Here is an 18,063-nt window from a genome sequence, read left to right as displayed (position 1 = left end):
GCGCTCTCATGACCGCGGCCGCCCCTGGTCCCAGCTGCTGTCATATTCATCCAGCGAGAGCACGCTCTTTAGAGGCGTTCTTGTCTCCCATCCTGCGCGCTCCAAATCCGGCTCAGTAGCAAACGCATCGACGTAACCCAAGCACAGATAAGCCACCGGAGTAATATGGCCGGGAATCTTCAGAGTCTCGCGCAACAAAGACGGCTCGAGAATACTCACCCAGCCCACGCCGATGCCCTCGGCTCTTGCGGCGAGCCACAGATTCTGAACCGCGCAGACGGCCGAGTAGATCGCGGTCTCAGGCATCGTTCGTCGTCCCAGCTGGTGCCCCTGGCTGCTCTGCGAATCGCACACGATGCACAGATTCTGCGGTGCCTCCAGTATGCCTTCGAGCTTCATCCCCGCATAGCTCTGTTGCTTTTCCTCTTCGTAGTGCGCCAGCGCCTGCGTATTTGCATCAAGGAAGATCTGGTGAACCTTTTGACGTACGGCGAGTTCGCGCACGACAATGAATCGCCAGGGCTGCATCAGACCAACCGAAGGTGCATTGTGTGCTGCTTCGAGTAGCCGATAGAGCAGCTCATTCGGAATCGGCTCCGGGAGAAAGCCGCGGCGCACATCTCTCCGCTCGCGAATAGCCCGGTAGACGGCATTTCGCTCACTCTCGTCGAAGCCTGCAGCCTTCGTCATTTCCATGCCCTTGACCACTTCGGTCCCGCAGTGTCGCCGCTGCGCAGCCGCGCATCAACGCCTGCCTTTACTTCAATGAGTCTGCCGAAGAGCCAGATCACGTCGGACAAGCGATTGAGGTACGAGAGTATCTCAGGCTTGAGCTCTACGCCACTGTTCGCAAGTCGAACCGCGTTTCGCTCTGCGCGCCGGCAAATTGTGCGAGCAACTTCGTATGCGGCAGACTCGGTATGCGCACCGGGCAAAGACCAGTCGGCAAGGATGCCTTCGGTTGCCTCGATCTGATGAACCAGGTCTGTCAGCATGTCAACGTCCTCGGACAAAACGGATGGCGGAGGTTTTTTGCTCTCCGGCGGGGTAGCCAGCGCGGACCCTACTCGAAACAGCGTGCGTTGGATCGTCTCGGTCCAGTCATGAATCTCCTTATTTGTGCAGATGCTTCGGGCAAAGCCTAGAGCCGAGTTCAACTCATCGACCGTCCCATAAGCTTCAACACGCAAGTCAGCCTTCGAGATGCGAATTCCGCCGGCCAGTCCTGTCTGTCCGCCATCTCCACGTTTGGTTGCAATGCTCATAGTCTTTCCTCTTGTTCTTGAACTTCGTCAAACGGCTGCAGCGACTCTTCCACACGAATACGAATCAATTTGCGGAGAGCCGTTCTCTCGTAGTGCAGGATCAGGTCGTCATCAAGAAAATCCGTGACCCGCGGAGGACGATCAGAGAAGATCTGCTCTTCACCGAAAAACCATGGGGCGGTTGCGCCAAGTTCCTCGATGCTCCGTGTGTGGATCACGACGGCAGGAGTGCGATCGACTCCCGCCCGCAGAAGATGGTAGGCGCGATGATAGCCATCGCGCAAAAACCAGCGTCCGCGTAGTTCAGCTACTTCGAAGAAAGGAGTGCCGCCATACAGCGACAGTGGCAAAGCTCCAAATCCGCTCGTCTTCGGAGTAAACCGTAGCTGCAGATCAGGATTATTCGAGTGAAGGCTAATATCCAAACGGTCAGTATCGCTGTCGTTATGAACCAAAACGTGCTCCGTGCTGCGTTGCGAACCGACAGTGAGTGAGATCAAACCGTGCCAATCATTCTGTGCCGGCATACACAATGCCTGCCGTGATGGATTGAAGATCAACCGGCGTTGAAATGCAAGCAGGAGGCGCAGGTCGACCACGCCCAGCATCCAGTTAAGGCCCCGATACTCCGCTTGCAAGTCTTCGCGTTGCGTTACCGTCGCGAGCAAAGGTTGAATGTCTCGTGTCTCTCGCTCGAGTAAAGCGCTGATACTCGTGTACCGAGCATGTTCGGCTAACTTCGCACCTGCTTTCGCAATGCGGGCAGTTAACTCCCTCGAATTGAAACCTGTGACGTCGTCGCGGTAGGAGTATTCATCCAAACCCCAGGCGATCAACTCGCGTACGTCAACCTTACGCGAAGTCATGAGCTTGCTCCGATGATCTGCGTCAGGAGCGGTGGTGCAACCGTATGCCGAACAATGGCACAGTAGCTCTCAGTCTGTCTCCAGGCATCGTCCAGGCTGCAGTTGTCCAGCGAGCACAGCACGGTTCTCAGGACTCCCGCGTGGGTCACGACCGCGATCCTTTGTTCTATTGCCTTTGCACACAAGAACTCCACTTCCTTCAGCACCCGCCGTTCAAAGTCGCTGAAGTCCTCTCCGTCAGGCGCCGCAAGTCTCGGATATTCCGATATCCATCGATGCGCATAAACCGCATCGCGCTGTTCAATGTCTTTCCAGCTAAGCCCCTCCCATGTGCCGAAGCTGATCTCACGCAGGGCCGCACGCACCTCGCACTCAACGCCGGACGCCTCGGCAATTGCGCTGGCAGTCGCCGCAGCGCGACGCAGATCGCTCGTGTAAACGATGTCGATACTCTCCTTGCGAAGTCTGTCTATCAACTCGGAGATCTGTTCCTGTCCGCGCGCATTGATGTCAGGGTCAGAGTGGCCGCAAAAGGTTCCAGCCATGTCTGTCGCCGCATGACGAATGAAGAGTATCTCGCTCATGCGATCCATACCCCGCAGAAGTAAACCGCGATTTCGGTAAGCTGATTGGTTGCGCCGAAGCAATCTCCAGTCACGCCATCAATCCTTCGATAGTAGAACCATCCGCTCAATGTCACTACAAAGAGGGAGACGAGAAGAGGCTGCACGGAAGCCCGTCGAAGAGCGAAGACCACGATTGCGGCAGCGAAGGTCGAACCAAACAGCAGCGAAGGGAGAGAGGTGAGCCGAGCGATGCGCGCACCTTGTCCCTCCTGTTTGCGAGCAGGAGGGAGAAAATAACTCAGCGGAAGGGAGCTCCATCGGCAGAGCACATGGGCGGATATGACGTAAGCGGCAAAGTGCTCCATCGGCATGGAAGACAGCAGGAGATAGCGCGCCAGCAGCGACAGAACAAGAGCAGATGCGCCGTAACTTCCAATCCTGCTATCTCGCAGGATGGCTAATACCCGATCCTTAGTCCAACCACCGCCGAACCCGTCTGCAGTATCCGCAAGGCCATCTTCATGCAGAAAGCCAGTAATCAGTACAAAATAAGTCAGCACGACCAGCGCGGCAAGAGGACGAATAAGGTGCGTTGTCAGCAGCTTTTGCAGCAGCACGGCTCCTGATCCGACAACTAATCCAACCAGCGGGAAAAATTTGACGGCACGCGAGAGGGAATCGGACTCGAACGCAATCGCAGGCATGGGGATTCGCGTGAGAAATTGGAAGGCGATTATGAGCTCCTCGCCAAGTCTCCGAATCTGTGCTGCTACGGTCAATCCCTGGCCTCGCTCACCCTGGCAGATTCAAACGTCGCCATCTGGTTATAAAGGCACATCGCGGACTCAAGGATCGGCATAGCCAGGACCGCGCCAGTGCCTTCGCCCAGACGCATATTCAACGCGAGAATCGGCCTCATTTCCAAGTAGTCGAGCAGCGCCTTGTGCCCGGGTTCTTCGGATTGATGTCCAGCAAAAAGATATCCGCGCACCTGCGGGGCGAACGCGCATGCAATTGCAGCAGCTGCCGTAGAAATGAAGCCGTCGACAACCACTGCGACTCCATGCCGCGCCGCGCCGAGTATGAAACCCGTCATCGCGGCGATCTCCAACCCACCGACGATACGGAGCACATCGACTGGATCAGGCAGAGTGTCACCTTTCGCTTCCCCAAAATACTTCTGCAAAACTGCTTCGATGATCCGGCGCTTGTGCTGCAACGCCTCGGTGTTCAGGCCGGTCCCTTTGCCGGTAGTGAACTCAACTGGTTTCCCGGTAAGAAGAGTGGTGATGGCGCTCGCAGCCGTGGTATTTCCAATGCCCATCTCGCCGACAGCAACCAGGTTGTGCCCCTTCGTCTTCGAATCGTCAGCCAGGTCCAGTCCTACACCAAGAGCTTCCGTCAACTCGTCGCTGCTCATTGCGGGCTCATGCATCATATTGCGCGTTCCCCTGCGCACTTTGCGATGCAACAGTCCGCCGATCCGGTTGAAGTCCGCATCCACACCGACATCGACAACATTCATCTCGACGCCGTGAAGTTTCGCGAGCACATTGATAGCCGCGCCATGAGCAAGAAAGTTGAGCACCATCTGCCGCGTCACTTCGCTTGGATACGCACTGACGCCCTCAGCGGTAACTCCATGATCGGCTGCAAAGATGTAGACAGCCTTTCGTAGCGGCTCCGCAAACTCCTGTTGTCGAATCGACACCATCTGTGCCGCAAAGTCTTCCAACCGGCCGAGACTGCCCAGCGGTTTGGTCAAAGTATCGAGATGCGCTCGTGCCTTTGCAAGCCAACGCTCACTAGGCGACTCAATGGTCGACACGATGTTAGAGTCGCTCACCGCGCCACCGTCTGCAGTGTGCGCGCTCGTCGAATGGCAGCGACAAAATCTCTCGCGATTGTAGGATTCGCCCGGAAGTGTAGATGAACATAGCTGGCCAGCACATTGCCTTGCCTAAATCCCTCAAGCTCCTCTTTGCCGGACATCGAGTACTGCACGCGATAATTTGTTGCCACCTCTCCCCGGGAAACAAGACACGAATAGTGAAAGCTGTGCCCGCGAACGGTGGTTCCTTTCACGCCCAGCAAGCAGTCGGCGGTGAACTCAACAGTGACGTATCCGAACTGCACGAGTTTATCCGTCATCTGCATCGACAGCGGTAGCACGCCAGCCATCGGGTACGTCTCCCCGTCCGTTGTGCTGAGGCTTTCGGATAGATAAATCATCCCTCCGCACTCCGCATAGACCGGTCTTCCCGAAGCCGCGAAGGTACGAACATCCTCGAGCATCCTGCGATTACTGCTCAACTGTTCTGCATGCAGTTCGGGATATCCTCCCCCCAGGTACAGCCCGTCCAGTCCGGGTGGCAGGCACCTGTCGTGTAGCGGACTGAACCAGACAATCTCAGCTCCCTGTTCGCCCAGCAGGTCAAGATTGTCCTCATAATAGAACGAGAAAGCATGATCGGACGGGAAGCCGATTCGCACATCTTCTTCAGAAGGCGAATGCTTCACGCCGAAATCCTGATCCTCGTTCAGCTCCAAACCGCACTGCAGCTCAAGCAAACGATCCAGATCGAAGAACTTTTCCGCGAGCGCGGCCAGTGTGTCGATCGCAGCATCGTCACCAATCGCCGCTTCCGCCGCCCCCTGCAAGCCAAGATGCCGTTCAGGAATCGCAATCGTCGGATCGCGTGGCAGCCAACCGAGAATCTTAGTCCTGCAGCTTGTCTCAATCGCCGCCCTCAGCATCTCGTAGTGCCGCTCCGTCGCAACACGATTCAGAATCACTCCCGCAAGCTGCAGTTGCGGATCGAACATCTCAAAGCCGAGCACCACCGCTGCGATGCTTCGCGCAGTCTTTGCCGCATCGACAACCAGCACCACCGGCAGCTTCAGCAGCTTGGCAATCTCCGCGGTGCTGCCCGCTTCAGTGTTCCCACTCTTTCCATCGAACAAACCCATCATGCCTTCAGCAACCAGAACATCCGCGCCACGTGCTGCATCTCGCAGAACACTTCGGTTCGCCTCTTCACTCAGCATCCACGTGTCAAGGTTGCGAGCATTTCGCCCACATATTCGGGTGTGGTGTCCCGTGTCCAGAAAGTCGGGTCCACATTTGAACGGCTGCACCGCAAGCCCGCGCCGTCGCAGGCCCGCCATAATCGCAAGAGATACCGTAGTCTTACCAACGCCGCTTGCAGCACCTGAAATCAGCAGCCCTCTCACAGAGTCACCTCAAGATGACCCTTCAGCGCAAGCGGCAGGCCAGCTACCATCAGCACCACATCATCGGCGACTCTTGCCACGCTCTGATTGATCTCACCCAGCAAATCACGATAACGCCGTCCCAGGGTGTATGCGGGCACCACTCCGCTGCCTACCTCGTTTGAAACCAGCACAACCGAGCAACGAGCCGACCGCAACGCCTCACAGAAAGCCTCAACGCGACGATTTACGGCGTCTTGGTCATCACCTTCGGTCTCAAGAAGATTCGCCGCAAAGATCGTCAGGCAATCCACCACCATCACATCGCAGCTCTGCCCATGCTCCGTCAGTACCTGTACCAGCTCCAACGGCTCCTCCACCGTGATCCACTCCGCCGGGCGCTCTTTGCGATGCCGTTCGATCTTCCTCTGCATCTCGTCGTCCGAAGCCTTCGCTGTCGCCACAAAGATCACGCGGCTTTCTCGCTCTGCAAGCTGCTGCGCATAACGGCTCTTGCCGCTGCGAACGCCGCCAAGAACGAGTGTCACGGAACTCTGGCGCATCTCCTGCATCGTTAGCTCCTTGCCCGGCACGTTCGAAGCAGCCGAGCAGAGCGGGAATAAAGTTAGGCAGCGCTCGGGCAGACCTCGGTTGCAGTCAGCGAGAATGCTCTTCAGCTCTCCCAGCGAAGCTGAATCAAGCCTGATCGGCCACCGGCAGGTCTCCTGACTTACGCTTCACCGAGCTTCGACTCACCTTCCCAGGACAAATCCCAGTGGCTTAATACCAATCGTCAAAACTCTCAGCGCTTACAGTTACGGGGTAGCGACGGATTTACACCGTCTTCCCAACACCAGTGTAGAAAAAGACTATCCCGGCCATTGCGCCGGGTCAAATATTTACAGCTCCGCGACCCCTGCAAGATCTTTATTCGCACCTGCGATACGCCTCGCCGCAACCCGGGCATCCCGAATTAGGTCGGGCACACCCACGCCACGATATCCGTTGCCAAGCAGCGACAGTCCATCGAGCGCACTCACTCGTTCATCTAGCTTCTTCATCCGTTTCAGATGCCCCACGGCATACTGTGGGAGACTTCGCGGCCATCGCCGAACCACGGTCACTTGAGGCTCCGGCAGCGGCCCCAGAATCCTGGCCAGCTCCATCCGCGCCACTGCGGCGGTCTCGTCGTTACGGCATCGCATCAGCCGTTCTGCAGCTTTGCCTCCAAAGAAGGCTCGCACTAACCGTCCACCCTGCGGTACCCGGTCTTCAAACTTCTGATCGACGAAGGTTGCAGCGAGCAGCAGACTATCGGAGCCTGGCGGCACCAGAAAGCCAAACCCAGGCGGCACGGGAAACTTCGTCGCACCGGGAAAGCCAAATGCCACCACCACCGCGGAGCTTGCCTCCATCTCCATCAAGGGAGCCATCTCCGCGTCCACTGGTTTAAGCAAAGAGCAAGCAACATCAACAGGAGCAGCCATCATCACGGCATCGAACCGTTCCACACCGCGAGCTGTTCCCACCAGCCAACCTTCGTCGCCGCACGACACAAATTGCACTTCGGCAGCCAGTCGAATCCAATCTTCAGGAATGGCCGCAATCATACGATCCACCAGCGTTCCCATACCGCTGCGCAGTGTAGTGAACACTGAGTGTTTCTTCGCTCCCGCACGCGCCTGCAGTGCGACGATCAGACTGCCATGCTCTCGTTCCATTGCGACAAAGGGAGTCATCACCGCCCGCACGCTCAACTTCGATACATCGCCGCCAAACACACCGCTCAGCAAAGGCGCACCGATCTTCGTCAGCACCTCTTCTCCAAAGTGGCGTCGAATAAACTCCGCAACGCTTTCATCCTCATCAGGAGCGTCCGCCCGCAACTGCTCCGCTCGTCCCACCTCTTCGCGATAAGCCCGCTTCGCCGCCGCGCTAAACATCTCCGACGCATCCAGCGCATCGAGATCGACCGGCACCATCATCCGCATCCCATCCGGCATCGCCTGCAGCTTCTTGTCGACCAGAACATAAGTCTTCCGCGTGGCATCGTTGGAAGGCATCACTTCATCGCCCAGGCCAAGCTCTTCTGCCAGCTCACGCGCCCACGGCTTCTCCGTCACCCACGCATCGGGTCCGCACTCAATGACGAACTCACCTTCATGCACCGTCTCGATGATTCCACCCAGCCGCGTCGAGGCTTCGAACAACACCACCTGCAGCGATGCACCGTTGTGGGTCTGCTGCGCCAGCTCATACGCCGCCGCCAGTCCTGCTACTCCACCGCCAACGATCGCGACGCGCTTCATCTTCTCTCCAGGAAAACATCTGCCAATAAAAAGAGCGGAGACCCGAGCCCCCGCCGTCGGCCCTCAAGACAGCCTATACCTACGCCGGAACCATCACCTCATCGACGGTCGCCTTATATTTTCCGGTGATTACGTCCACCAGCGCCTCCACCAGCACCGGCGAGTCGTTCAGGCTCTCCGCCCGCCACAACTTCAGATCCAGCTCGCTCGCCGTCTGACGAAAAGCAACGTCAATGTCGTACAGAATCTCCACATGATCGCAGAGAAACCCCACCGGCTGCATCACGACGCCCACGTGCCCTTCTGCCTTGATCGCTTTGAGCGTGTCCTCCACCGTCGGCCCAATCCACGGTCCTCCGCTCATACCCTGACTCTGAAACGCGAAGTACCAATCGTTCTCGCGAAGACCGGCTGCCGACATTCGATCCGCCACCATCTGCGCAGTGCGCTTGGCCTCCACCGGATAAGGATCCGGCGAATCCTGCACAGGAGTTCCCGGCCGCGCTCCCGCAATCGAAGCCTCACCGGTCATGATCGTTCGGCACGGCACGCTGTGCGCTGTAAACAGAACCGGCACTCGCTGTCCCGACTCAGCGCAGGCTTCTGTCCACACCGGGCGCAGCTTCTCGGCAAAGGCCTCCACCAGCAGCGGACTGTCCGCCCATCCAGCAACAAACTCAACCTCAATGCCTGTCGCCGCAGAGAGCACAGCCTTCCGGTAAAGTCCGACGCTGGTCCGGGAGTTCTGCGGAGCCAGGCACACAGCCTTGATCTTCGTCACTCCCTCGCGCCGCATCTCCGCAACAGTGTCCTCAATATAAGGATGCCAGTTGCGCATCCCAACATACACCTTACCCGCGGCCAATACGTGCTCCAGCATATGCGCCTGTACCATCGTCCACTTCGTCAGCGGCGGAGGCTCCAACCCAGGCGCCTCTTGCAGCCCGATCTGTGCATACCGATGCTGCAGCTCTTTGACAATCTCCTGCGGCATCGCTCGGCCGCCGGTCACCTTGCTCAGATACTCGGCCATCTCACCCAGCATGTCCGGCGTTCCATGGGCAAGCAGCAAAACCGCGCTTTTACCTTTCTCAAAACTCATCGTCGTGTCACTCCAACCGCGCTCAACTCCTTGACCCACTCCACCACGCGAATTACATTCTCCACCGGCGTACCAGGCACAATGCCGTGGCCCAGGTTGAAGATGTGCCCGGGCCGTCCATTTGCGGCGGTCAGAATCTCGCGCACCTGATCCTTCAACACCTCTTCGTTTGCGAACAATGCAACCGGATCAAGATTTCCCTGCACCGCGCAGCCCGGGCCGACTGCCTTCCATCCCGCATCCAAAGGCGTCCGCCAATCCAGCCCAATCACGTCTGCTCCCGTCTCGCTCATCGCCGGCAGCAGGGAAGCGGTCTCCACGCCAAAGTAGATCACCGGCACTCCAAGGGACTTGATGCGCTCGACCAGCTCCGTCGTCCATCCAAGACAGTACCGCCGATAGTCTCGAACGCTCAGCTTTCCTACCCAGCTATCGAAGACCTGGATCACATCCGCGCCAGCCTCCACCTGCTGCTGCGCATAAGCAACTAAAACGGTAACAATCTTCTCCATCAGGAGCGACCACGCAGCTCCATCGGAGTACATCATCTTCTTCGTCTCGATGTAGATGCGATCCCCGCCGCCCTGCTTGCCGCCCTCAATCATGTACCCAGCCAGCGTCCACGGAGCACCGCAGAATCCAATGATTCCCAACTCATCCCCATCCGCCCGCGGAGCAGCAAAGTGCTTTGCAACCTGCTCGATCGCCCGCGCAACGTACTGTAGTTCCTCCACGCGATCGGTCCGCAGCGCCTTCACATGCTCCAGCGTCCGCACCGGCGTATGCACCACCGGCCCTTCTCCCGCAACGAACTCGAAGTCCAGTCCCATCGGCGTAAACGGCAGCAGCAGATCGGCAAAGATAATCGCAGCATCCACGCCCAGCCGTTCAGCGGCCGTAATCGTTACCTCGGCCGCAATCGTCGGAGTCCGGCAGATCTCCAGCAGCGAATGGTGCTTCCGCACGGCCATATACTCCGGCATGTACCGCCCTGCCTGCCGCAGAAACCACACCGGCGTCCTGGCTACCGGCCGACGCAGGCACGCCCGCACAAAGCGGCTGCCGCCCGACGCCGCATCGGCAGACCATACTGTCGCACCTTCCACGATCGCATCACTCAAAAGACTCGTCCTCTATAACCTTTTAAGCCTAGCACTCGTGGCTCGTCGCGCGAACTCGCGCCAGCCTAAGCTGTTCATGGCACCCGAAAAATTCACGTCACTTTAGTATCGGGTGCCGCCCGTCGAGTACAGACCCAAAAAGCCTTCGCTCAGGCCTCAAGCCGGAACGTAAACTCTTCAATCACAGGGTTTGTCAGCACCTCACGCGCAATCCGTTCCACTTCGGCCTGCGCGGCGCTCTGTTCCAATCCATTTTCCAGAGTCAGCAGAAAATACTTCCCCTGCCGTACATCCGCAACGCCGCGATATTCCATCCGCCGCAAAGCATCTGCAACCGTCTGCCCCTGGGCATCCAGCACCGTTCGTTTCAGCGTGACATAGACATGAGCCTTCATCTTGTCTGATTATAGACAAGGTGCAGCCTTCGCCCTCAATCGAGGTCACGAACCTCCGCCAGGCAAGCTCGGACCCAAGCGACACAACGCCGCCCTCCGCCTAAAACTTTGATCGGACAAGAGAAGAGACACCAGCCTTTATGACGAACTACCTGGAACTCCCCGTTGGGCCTAAAAGCCCCGAGGTCATCAACGCAGTCATCGAGATTCCCTACGAGGGTGTCAACAAGTACGAGTACGACAAGGAGCTCCACGTCTTCCGTCTCGACCGCAACCTCTACTCCCCCGTCCACTACCCCGGCGACTACGGCTTCATCCCCAGCACCCTCGGCGACGACGGCGATCCCCTCGACTGCCTCGTCCTCGTCGACACTCCCAGCTTCTCCGGCTGCGTCATGCAGGTCCGCCCCATCGGTGTCCTCGAGATGCTCGACCAGGGCCTCGGCGACGAGAAGGTCCTCTGCGTCGGCCAGGACAACCCTCGCTACAAGGATGTCTGGAATTTCTCCGAGATCTACCCCCACATGCTCAAGGAGATCACCCACTTCTTCGCCATCTACAAGGACCTCGAAGGCAAGCGCGTCGAAGTCAAAGGCTGGCGCGACGCCTCCTTCGCCCGCAACAAGGTCCTCGAAGCCCAGCAACGCTTCCTCGACAACAAGGTCACGCCTATCCCCAAGCCAGTCCCGAAAAAATAGTCTAAGCCAGATCCCGACCAACGGGAGGGCCAAGCCCCTCATCCTGCCGAGACAGGGTACACAAGTCACGAAGTGACCGCCTCACGCGCGGTGAGCCCGTCCGGCAGGACAAGCACTTTCACCCACCCAAGCGGCCCTTCCGCACCATCCGCGCCGCCAGATAAACCACCGGCCCCGCCGTCGCCACAATCCCCGCAAACTCCAGCGCCGGCAGCCCAGCTACCCGTTCCCCTCGCGCTGCCCATAGCGCAAACGCGATCAACACCCCCGGGCCAACCCCCATCCCCACCGCGCCCCAAACCCCACCCGGCACCCTGAACGGCCTTGCCAATCCGGGCTCCTTCACCCGCAATACCACCAGCGCCACAAACTCCAGCATCAACGCCCCTCCATACAGCACCAGGTCAATCGAGATCAGCCGCTCAAATGACAACCGCAGCGCCAGCGCCCACCCCACCGAACACACCGCCAAACTCACCCACGGCACGCCCCACCTGTTCTTCCGCTCCATCACCTCCGGCAGCAGACCCTCCTCTGCCAGCGCATACGGCACACGCGTATAGCTCATCATCAGCGCGTTGAACATCCCCCCACCATTGATCATTCCACCCAGCACCACGCACAGCGCCAGCCAGGGTCCTACCAGCTCTCTCGCCGCATCCGTCCACGCCCCCGTAGAAAACCGTGCCGCCGGAATCCCCACCAGCGCCACCGCGGCCAGCGGCAGCACATATGTCAGCGCTACTAGCCCCGTCGCCGACAGCATCGCCCGCGGATAGTTCCTCTGCGGCTCCTCCACCTCCTGCGCCACTGTCGACGCGTTATCCCACCCCATGTAGTTCCACAGCGTCACCGACACCGCCCCCGCAAAGTCCACACCCGCCGCCCCCGCCCCCACCCCGCCCGCCCCCACCCCGCCCGCGCCACCAAGCATCCCATGCCCGCCCCCGCCTATCAGCCCCTTCCACAACCCCACCGCCGACAGCACCACAAACGGCGACAGCAGTACGCAAAACAGCCCCACCGACCCCTCACCCACCGCCCGCGCGCCCCGCAAGTTCCAAACCATACATACCACCACCACCGCCAAAGCCCACCCCGTCCCGCGATACCCCGCCGTCCACGCCGGTTCAATCCGCCCCAGATAAAGCACAAAGATCGTCGGGTAGATCGCCATATCGAACACGCTCGCCGCCAGGCTCAGCCACGCCTCCTGAAACCCCCAGAACTCCCCCATCGCCCGCCGCACCCACCGGTAGTACCCACCCTCCTCCGGGATCGCCGACGCCAGCTCCCCCACCATCAAACTCGTCGGCAGACTCCACACCACCGGAATCACCAGCAACAGCAGCAGCGCCCGCCCATACCCCGCCATGCCAATTACATCTTCCAGCCCATACGGCCCACCCGCCACCATAAAGTAAGTCGCCGCAATCAGCGGCAGCAGCCGCATCTTCCCCCCGCCCGCCGCCCTCGCTCTTCCCAAACCCACCCGGCCCAGCGCCATTCAGTCTTTATATAGCGAGTCCCGCCAGACCGCGAACCCGAAGCGCCTCACTTACCAGACATTCTTCGTCGTCTCCACCTGTCGTCATGCCACGAAGTGGCCGACTCGTTAACCCGCTGACTCGCGAAGCAGCTGTCTTGCTATAATTGCCTCAGCCGGGCATCACCTATAGGTGATGCTCACCGCAACACAGACGGAGAGTTGGCCGAGTGGCTGAAGGCGGCGGTTTGCTAAACCGTTATAGGGCGAAAGCTCTATCGGGGGTTCGAATCCCCCATTCTCCGCCACAAACTAGTATCAGGATCCCCAAGAGACCTCTAGATTTCCGGTGAAGCAGACGAGGCATCACCTCATCGCGGAAGTTCGCGTGGGCGGACCATCCGTCCGATCCAGCCTCGTTCCCGAATGAACGAACGACAGGCTGTGGCAGTCAAGTCGATCATGACGCGGATTGTCTCCAGCACGCTTTCCATCCAGTGTGAACGCGGCCTACGCGGGCGGTCTTCTCGCCTTTGGAGCCAAGCGTCGACGCGCCTTTTGCTCCATGCGCTTGTGTCCCAATATCATGACGAGCTGCGAAGCAACCGGCTGAGAGTGTGTATGTCTGTGAGTTGCTCGAGCTGGAGGACTGCAGAGATAAGCGCCTTCGAGGACGCAGGTCCGAGGACAGGTTCGATGAGGTCGCGGGACTTGGCGATGATCTCTTCACGACTCATTGGGTTCTCGGCAGTTCCGCGGACGGCGTCGACGTGCTGGGTGAGGACGGTGCCGTCATTCAAAAGGATCTCGACGGTGGCTTCGCGGGCGGGGAGGCGTTTCTCGAGCTCTTCGTCTCCGATCAGAGTGACTTTGGCGCGTTGTTGGAGGATGCCTGAATCCTTCATGAGGGCGGCGTCGTGGGCAGAGCGAAAGGTTAGGGTTCGCTGGACGAGCATGACGGCGACGAGGTGTTGGAGGCAGATGTCGGGGAGTGCGCGGTTGTCGACTATCGTGGCCTCGCGGGTGGCGACTTTTACGGTGACGTGACGAACCTGGTCCGGGGTGAAGGAGTGCTGGTTCAGGAGGAGCTGAACGGCGTCGAGCGGCGCTTGAATGGGCGAGCCGACGCACCATTTCTTGATATTCGTGCGTGTGATCTCGTAGTGCTCTCCGAGACCGCCGACTAGATTCTTGGCGAGCCCCTGAGGATTGGCGTGAGGGGCGTAGGCTGCGAAGAAGCTTTCGGGGCCTGAGAGCACATCATCGACGCCGCTCCAGCCCGCCTGAACCAGCAAAGCGGAGGTGACTCCATTGCGGGCGGGCATGCCGGCGAAGACGAAGGCTTTTTCGACGTGGAGGGTGTCCCGTTGCCACGCAGTGAAGCCTGAGGACTGCTGCGAAGCGTAATCGAGGAGGAGGCGCATCTGGCGTACGTCGAGGGAGGCGGCACAGCCAGCGGCAGCTGCGGCTCCGAAGCCTTCGGAGGTGGCGTGGGGATCACGGTGTGTCTCGGTCTGATAGTTGACTCCACCGAGGGTGACGCCGAAGCGCGGGCCTATGTCGTACCCGAGGGTGACGGCGCGGAGAAAGTGGGAGCCGGAGATGTTGAACTGTTCGCCCACAGCGAGTGCGGCGGGAACTACAGCGCAGCCTGGGTGGGACTGCGACGGGGAGTGGGAGTCATCGGTCTCGTCGGAGTGGGCGAGGACTCCGTTGGCCAGGGCCGCTTCGAGCGGACCGCACAGAATGACGGAGGTGGCGACAGAGGCGACTGGCTTACCGCCGTAGGATTGTGCGAAGGCGATGGCGGCGCGGCCGGGAGGAAGCTGGGAGCCGGAGATCATAGCGGCGAAGGTGTCGAGGATGTGATCTTTTGCCTGCTCGATGATGGCGGGAGGGAGTGGCCGGGTGGCGGCCTGGGCCATGTAGGTGCTGAGGGTCTGCATGACAGGGCCGATGGGGGCGGAGGGCGTCTGCTGCTCCTCTGAAAATAAATACGAAGGAAGAGGTAGAGCGGTGCCGGCCAGCACACAGGCTCCCTTTGCGAGCAGATTCCGGCGAGTGAGTTGGGGGACGGAGTTTGGTGCCTCCAGTGGTTTGAACGATAGGTGCGGTGCGTCCATTGAGTCTCCTGAATTCGGGCGAATCGCGGTGGTGGGGAAGCGGAACAACGAGGATGCCACGCAGGAATCCCCATCACGACACGCGACTAAAGGATGGCCAGCTTCTCTGCGGGAATGCGGCTTATGGAAGAGGCGTCAAGGTTGAGGTGAGCCGAGACCATCTCTGGGGGGAGACGACGTATCCAGTTATTGAGAGAGAACTCGAGGAATTGATCGAGCTTGAACATCTCAAGAAAGATGAGGTCGGAGGAGCCGGTGTTTTCGATGTAGTGGCCTGCAGCCGTGGGGACGAAGCCAACGTCGTTAGCGTTGAAATCCATGGTGCGTGCGCGGCCACCTGGGGCTATGACAGTCATCCTGCCGGAGCCTGCGATGTAGAACTGCCATTCGGCGGCGGTGGGGTGCCAATGCAGCTCGCGCAGGCCTCCGGGTTTGAGGGTTACGATGCCGGCGGCGACGGACTTCGAGGCGGGAAAGTTACGCGAGTCGACGATGCGAACTTCGCCCTGGGGGGAAGACTTTGTGGGCGGCATGGATCCCGCGCGGAAGATGTATTGGATGGGTGATACAGCAGAGGGACCGCCTGCGGATTGGCGGTCGTGCTCGAGGGACTGCGGCAGCGCGGCGGGGAAGATGAAGAGTTCGCGTGTGGGCAGCTTCGAAAGCTCGCTGCTGCTAAGGCGGAAGTTCTTTTCAAGGATCTCTGGCGGGGTGTGAGCGACCCACTCGGAGATGGAAAAGGTGTTCTCCTCGGAGAAAAATCCTTCGTCGAAGACCAAAAGAAACTCGCAGCCGTCGGAGGCGAGGCCCTGAATGGAGTGCGGGAAGCCAGCGGGAAAAAACCAGAGGTCGCCCTTGGAGACATCTTCGATCTGGATGGTCCCGTCCGGATTGAGGACAGTTACGCGGGCGGAGCCGTAGATCATGTAGGCCCACTCGTCTGCGGTGTGCCAGTGAAGCTCGCGGAAGCTGCCAGCGGTGAGGCGCATGTTGACTCCGGCGAGATCCCTGGATGGAGGAAGCTCACGCTGAGTCACTTGATGTGTCCAGCCACCATTCTCCAGGCGTTTGTGGTTAAGGTCGAAGGAGTACCAGATCGGTCCAATGTCTCCGCGGTCAGTGCGGGGAGGAGTATTAGAGCTGGGGTTTTCTTTGAGGAGCGGAAGATTCTCTTGACCGGGATTAGAGCCGGATGCGTTAGGTGAGGTGGCCGATGGCTGTTGGGCGGAGAGGCTGGCACCTCCTAAGGCTGCGGCGGCTAAGGCTACGGAACCGGCCTCCAGGAAGGAGCGGCGTGATAGAGAGTCGGCGGAAGGCCTTTCGTCGTTCTGGTTCAGCATGGATTCCTCGCGAAGGTAGTGGATGGAAAGTTTGTCATGCGAGGGCTCCCAGGCGCGGGAGGTCGCCGGCGTTGTGTTGCTCGGGTAGGTTCCAAGCAAAGGTCAGAAGCTCTTCGATCTGGGCGGGGGGAAGGATGCCGGTGGCGAGCTGGGTGAACTTGAAGGAGAGATCTTTGTCGGAGAGTGGGTTCTGGACGCTGCCTACGGCGTGCTCTACATGCTTGGTGAAGGTTTGACCGTCGGTGGTGGTAATGGTGATGTATGCCTCGTCAGTTTGGACGATGGGATCGACGGCGACGGTGACGCGCTCGCGAAGGGCAATGACTTGGGGATCGCGTGCGGCCTCGTCGGTGTACTCCTTCTCTCCTGCGAAGCCGCGGAGGAGAGCGACTGCGGCGGAGTGGAAGACGCTGAACTTGGCTTCGAGTCCAGTGGTGGGTGTCTTCTTGCCGGTGAGCTCGAGGACAAGGGGGTTGGCGCGGATGGCGATGGAGCGGATCTCGGGGGCTTTGAGGTGGTGCTGGTTGCGGAGCTGGAGGACGCCGTCGATGACGGGATGGATAACGATGCCGCAGGCGAATGGCTTGTAGGTGTTGAGAGCGATCTCGTAGTGTTGACCGAGGCCGTCGACGAGACGGGCGTAATCGTGCTGGCGGGAGGCGGCGAAGATGTAGCCGTCGTGACCTTCGATGCTCTCGTCGGAGCTGGTGAAGTTGTTTGCGGCGAGGAGAGCTGCGAGAAGGCCGTTCTCGGCGGCACGTCCGATGTTAAGGCTCTTGCACATGCTTCCGAACATGATCTTGAGGCCAGCTGCTTCGGTGGCGGCGATGCCGAGCGCCCACCGCATCTGCTGGGCGTTCAGGCCGAGGATGCGCCCGCATGCGGCGGCGGCACCGAAGACTCCGCAGGTTCCTGTGATGTGCCAGCCCATGTCGTAGTGGGAGGGATAGATGACTTTGCCGAGACGGCACTCGATCTCGGTGCCAAGGATGAAGGCGTGGAGGAGATCGGCTCCGCTGACTGGTCGGGTCTGAGCGAGCGAGAAGAGGGCGCTGGCGACGGGGCCTGCGGGGTGGATGATGGTCTCGAGGTGGGTGTCGTCGTAGTCGAGCACGTGGGAGCTGATGCCGGTGATGAAGGCGGCGCGAAGCGGGTCGAGGGTCTCGGAGCGGCCGAAGAGGTGTGCGGAGGAGGTGCCGGTGTAGGGCTGAAGGGTGGCGAGGGCTCGGACGACAGCCTGCTGGCCAGAGCCTCCGACGGTGACTCCGACCCAGTTGACGATGGAGCGCACCGCTTCCTTTCGCACATTGTCGGGTACAGCGTCTTGCGGAGAGGAGACCAGCCAATCGGCGAGGATGCGGGTCGCGGGGGGAGTGGAGGGTTGGACCTCGGTGGGTGCTTGCGGCGTAGGTGTCTGCGCTGCGGGTGTTTGCGGGGATGGGGCGGGGGCGACCGCGTTGGCTGAGACTCCGGCCAGTGCTCCCTGGACGAGGAAGGCGCGGCGGGAGAGCAGATGGGAGAGACTCATAGGAGGAGATTTGCTCGCTTTCCGAAGGTGCACGGGAGTATTCGTGCGGAG

General features: G+C 59.8%; 17 protein-coding genes, 1 tRNA gene and 1 riboswitch. Of the genes, 2 read left to right on the top strand and 16 right to left on the bottom strand.

Annotation, left to right across the window (positions count from 1 at the left end; translation table 11 throughout):
* Positions 1-6 precede the first annotated feature (6 nt).
* The 12 genes from bluB to purS all read right to left on the bottom strand — a co-directional run bounded on the left by bluB (position 7) and on the right by purS (position 10,837).
* Positions 7-696, bottom strand: coding sequence for a 5,6-dimethylbenzimidazole synthase (gene bluB / locus HDF08_RS15685; RefSeq protein WP_179639543.1), 690 nt, complete (start codon positions 694-696; stop codon positions 7-9).
* Entirely contained in the window at positions 687-1,265 is a 579-nt protein-coding gene (locus tag HDF08_RS15680) for a cob(I)yrinic acid a,c-diamide adenosyltransferase (protein WP_179639542.1), read from the bottom strand. The genes bluB and HDF08_RS15680 overlap by 10 nt, the downstream gene beginning before the upstream one ends.
* Positions 1,262-2,131, bottom strand: coding sequence for a hypothetical protein (locus HDF08_RS15675; RefSeq protein WP_179639541.1), 870 nt, complete (start codon positions 2,129-2,131; stop codon positions 1,262-1,264). The genes HDF08_RS15680 and HDF08_RS15675 overlap by 4 nt, the downstream gene beginning before the upstream one ends.
* Complete coding sequence (locus tag HDF08_RS15670) at positions 2,128-2,715, bottom strand: histidine phosphatase family protein (protein ID WP_257031173.1); 588 nt, start codon at positions 2,713-2,715, stop codon at positions 2,128-2,130. The genes HDF08_RS15675 and HDF08_RS15670 overlap by 4 nt, the downstream gene beginning before the upstream one ends.
* Positions 2,712-3,476, bottom strand: coding sequence for an adenosylcobinamide-GDP ribazoletransferase (cobS, locus tag HDF08_RS15665; RefSeq protein WP_179639539.1), 765 nt, complete (start codon positions 3,474-3,476; stop codon positions 2,712-2,714). The genes HDF08_RS15670 and cobS overlap by 4 nt, the downstream gene beginning before the upstream one ends.
* A complete protein-coding gene (gene cobT, locus HDF08_RS15660; RefSeq protein ID WP_179639538.1) occupies positions 3,473-4,543 on the bottom strand; it encodes a nicotinate-nucleotide--dimethylbenzimidazole phosphoribosyltransferase in 1,071 nt (356 codons plus the stop codon). Before cobT ends, cobS begins: the two co-directional genes overlap by 4 nt.
* Positions 4,540-5,931: a cobyrinic acid a,c-diamide synthase CobB gene (locus tag HDF08_RS15655; RefSeq protein ID WP_179639537.1), complete on the bottom strand. Its 1,392-nt coding sequence runs from the start codon at positions 5,929-5,931 to the stop codon at positions 4,540-4,542. Before HDF08_RS15655 ends, cobT begins: the two co-directional genes overlap by 4 nt.
* A complete protein-coding gene (gene cobU, locus HDF08_RS15650) occupies positions 5,928-6,482 on the bottom strand; it encodes a bifunctional adenosylcobinamide kinase/adenosylcobinamide-phosphate guanylyltransferase (RefSeq protein ID WP_179639536.1) in 555 nt (184 codons plus the stop codon). The genes HDF08_RS15655 and cobU overlap by 4 nt, the downstream gene beginning before the upstream one ends.
* 126 nt (positions 6,483-6,608) lie before the next feature.
* Positions 6,609-6,783: riboswitch (cobalamin riboswitch) on the bottom strand.
* A 26-nt stretch (positions 6,784-6,809) separates the two neighbouring features.
* The gene (gene hemG, locus HDF08_RS15645; RefSeq protein ID WP_179639535.1) at positions 6,810-8,219 is read right to left on the bottom strand and encodes a protoporphyrinogen oxidase; all 1,410 of its coding nucleotides are present in this window, start codon (positions 8,217-8,219) and stop codon (positions 6,810-6,812) included.
* 79 nt (positions 8,220-8,298) lie between these two features.
* Positions 8,299-9,321, bottom strand: a complete 1,023-nt coding sequence (locus tag HDF08_RS15640; RefSeq protein WP_179639534.1) for a ferrochelatase — start codon at positions 9,319-9,321, stop codon at positions 8,299-8,301.
* Complete coding sequence (gene hemE / locus HDF08_RS15635) at positions 9,318-10,442, bottom strand: uroporphyrinogen decarboxylase (RefSeq protein ID WP_218884726.1); 1,125 nt, start codon at positions 10,440-10,442, stop codon at positions 9,318-9,320. The genes HDF08_RS15640 and hemE overlap by 4 nt, the downstream gene beginning before the upstream one ends.
* 149 nt (positions 10,443-10,591) lie before the next feature.
* Complete coding sequence (purS, locus tag HDF08_RS15630; protein WP_179581391.1) at positions 10,592-10,837, bottom strand: phosphoribosylformylglycinamidine synthase subunit PurS; 246 nt, start codon at positions 10,835-10,837, stop codon at positions 10,592-10,594.
* 140 nt (positions 10,838-10,977) lie between these two features.
* Between purS and HDF08_RS15625 the strand changes: the two genes are divergently transcribed.
* Positions 10,978-11,535 carry an inorganic diphosphatase gene (locus tag HDF08_RS15625; RefSeq protein ID WP_179639533.1) on the top strand — a complete coding sequence of 186 codons (558 nt, stop codon included), beginning with the start codon at positions 10,978-10,980 and terminating at the stop codon, positions 11,533-11,535.
* Between the two features lie 118 nt (positions 11,536-11,653).
* On the opposite strand, the gene HDF08_RS15620 is transcribed toward HDF08_RS15625, so the two are convergent.
* The gene (locus HDF08_RS15620; protein ID WP_257031172.1) at positions 11,654-13,042 is read right to left on the bottom strand and encodes an APC family permease; all 1,389 of its coding nucleotides are present in this window, start codon (positions 13,040-13,042) and stop codon (positions 11,654-11,656) included.
* A gap of 195 nt (positions 13,043-13,237) precedes the next feature.
* On the opposite strand from HDF08_RS15620, the gene HDF08_RS15615 reads away from it, so the two are divergent.
* Positions 13,238-13,329 (top strand) — tRNA-Ser (locus HDF08_RS15615).
* 276 nt (positions 13,330-13,605) lie between these two features.
* Here HDF08_RS15615 and HDF08_RS15610 read toward each other — a convergent pair.
* The 3 genes from HDF08_RS15610 to HDF08_RS15600 all read right to left on the bottom strand — a co-directional run bounded on the left by HDF08_RS15610 (position 13,606) and on the right by HDF08_RS15600 (position 18,012).
* Entirely contained in the window at positions 13,606-15,144 is a 1,539-nt protein-coding gene (locus HDF08_RS15610; RefSeq protein ID WP_179639532.1) for an MmgE/PrpD family protein, read from the bottom strand.
* Between the two features lie 86 nt (positions 15,145-15,230).
* Complete coding sequence (locus tag HDF08_RS15605; RefSeq protein WP_179639531.1) at positions 15,231-16,484, bottom strand: cupin domain-containing protein; 1,254 nt, start codon at positions 16,482-16,484, stop codon at positions 15,231-15,233.
* Positions 16,485-16,518: 34 nt separating this feature from the next.
* Positions 16,519-18,012, bottom strand: coding sequence for an MmgE/PrpD family protein (locus HDF08_RS15600; RefSeq protein WP_179639530.1), 1,494 nt, complete (start codon positions 18,010-18,012; stop codon positions 16,519-16,521).
* Between the last annotated feature and the right edge of the window lie 51 nt (positions 18,013-18,063).

This window comes from Tunturiibacter empetritectus (assembly GCF_013410875.1).
In the GTDB taxonomy this organism is placed as follows: Bacteria; Acidobacteriota; Terriglobia; order Terriglobales; family Acidobacteriaceae; genus Edaphobacter; species Edaphobacter empetritectus.
Note: the sequence above shows the minus strand (reverse complement) of the source record. Positions and strands in the feature narration are given on the sequence as shown.

Excerpts from the sequence above, each read along its gene's own strand:
- bluB (WP_179639543.1), bottom strand. The coding sequence starts at position 696 with ATGGAAATGACGAAGGCTGCAGGCTTCGACGAGAGTGAGCGAAATGCC.
- HDF08_RS15680 (WP_179639542.1), bottom strand. The coding sequence starts at position 1,265 with ATGAGCATTGCAACCAAACGTGGAGATGGCGGACAGACAGGACTGGCC.
- HDF08_RS15675 (WP_179639541.1), bottom strand. The coding sequence starts at position 2,131 with ATGACTTCGCGTAAGGTTGACGTACGCGAGTTGATCGCCTGGGGTTTG.
- HDF08_RS15670 (WP_257031173.1), bottom strand. The coding sequence starts at position 2,715 with ATGAGCGAGATACTCTTCATTCGTCATGCGGCGACAGACATGGCTGGA.
- cobU (WP_179639536.1), bottom strand. The coding sequence starts at position 6,482 with ATGCAGGAGATGCGCCAGAGTTCCGTGACACTCGTTCTTGGCGGCGTT.
- hemG (WP_179639535.1), bottom strand. The coding sequence starts at position 8,219 with ATGAAGCGCGTCGCGATCGTTGGCGGTGGAGTAGCAGGACTGGCGGCG.
- HDF08_RS15640 (WP_179639534.1), bottom strand. The coding sequence starts at position 9,321 with ATGAGTTTTGAGAAAGGTAAAAGCGCGGTTTTGCTGCTTGCCCATGGA.
- purS (WP_179581391.1), bottom strand. The coding sequence starts at position 10,837 with ATGAAGGCTCATGTCTATGTCACGCTGAAACGAACGGTGCTGGATGCC.
- HDF08_RS15625 (WP_179639533.1), top strand. The coding sequence starts at position 10,978 with ATGACGAACTACCTGGAACTCCCCGTTGGGCCTAAAAGCCCCGAGGTC.
- HDF08_RS15620 (WP_257031172.1), bottom strand. The coding sequence starts at position 13,042 with ATGGCGCTGGGCCGGGTGGGTTTGGGAAGAGCGAGGGCGGCGGGCGGG.
- HDF08_RS15610 (WP_179639532.1), bottom strand. The coding sequence starts at position 15,144 with ATGGACGCACCGCACCTATCGTTCAAACCACTGGAGGCACCAAACTCC.
- HDF08_RS15605 (WP_179639531.1), bottom strand. The coding sequence starts at position 16,484 with ATGCTGAACCAGAACGACGAAAGGCCTTCCGCCGACTCTCTATCACGC.
- HDF08_RS15600 (WP_179639530.1), bottom strand. The coding sequence starts at position 18,012 with ATGAGTCTCTCCCATCTGCTCTCCCGCCGCGCCTTCCTCGTCCAGGGA.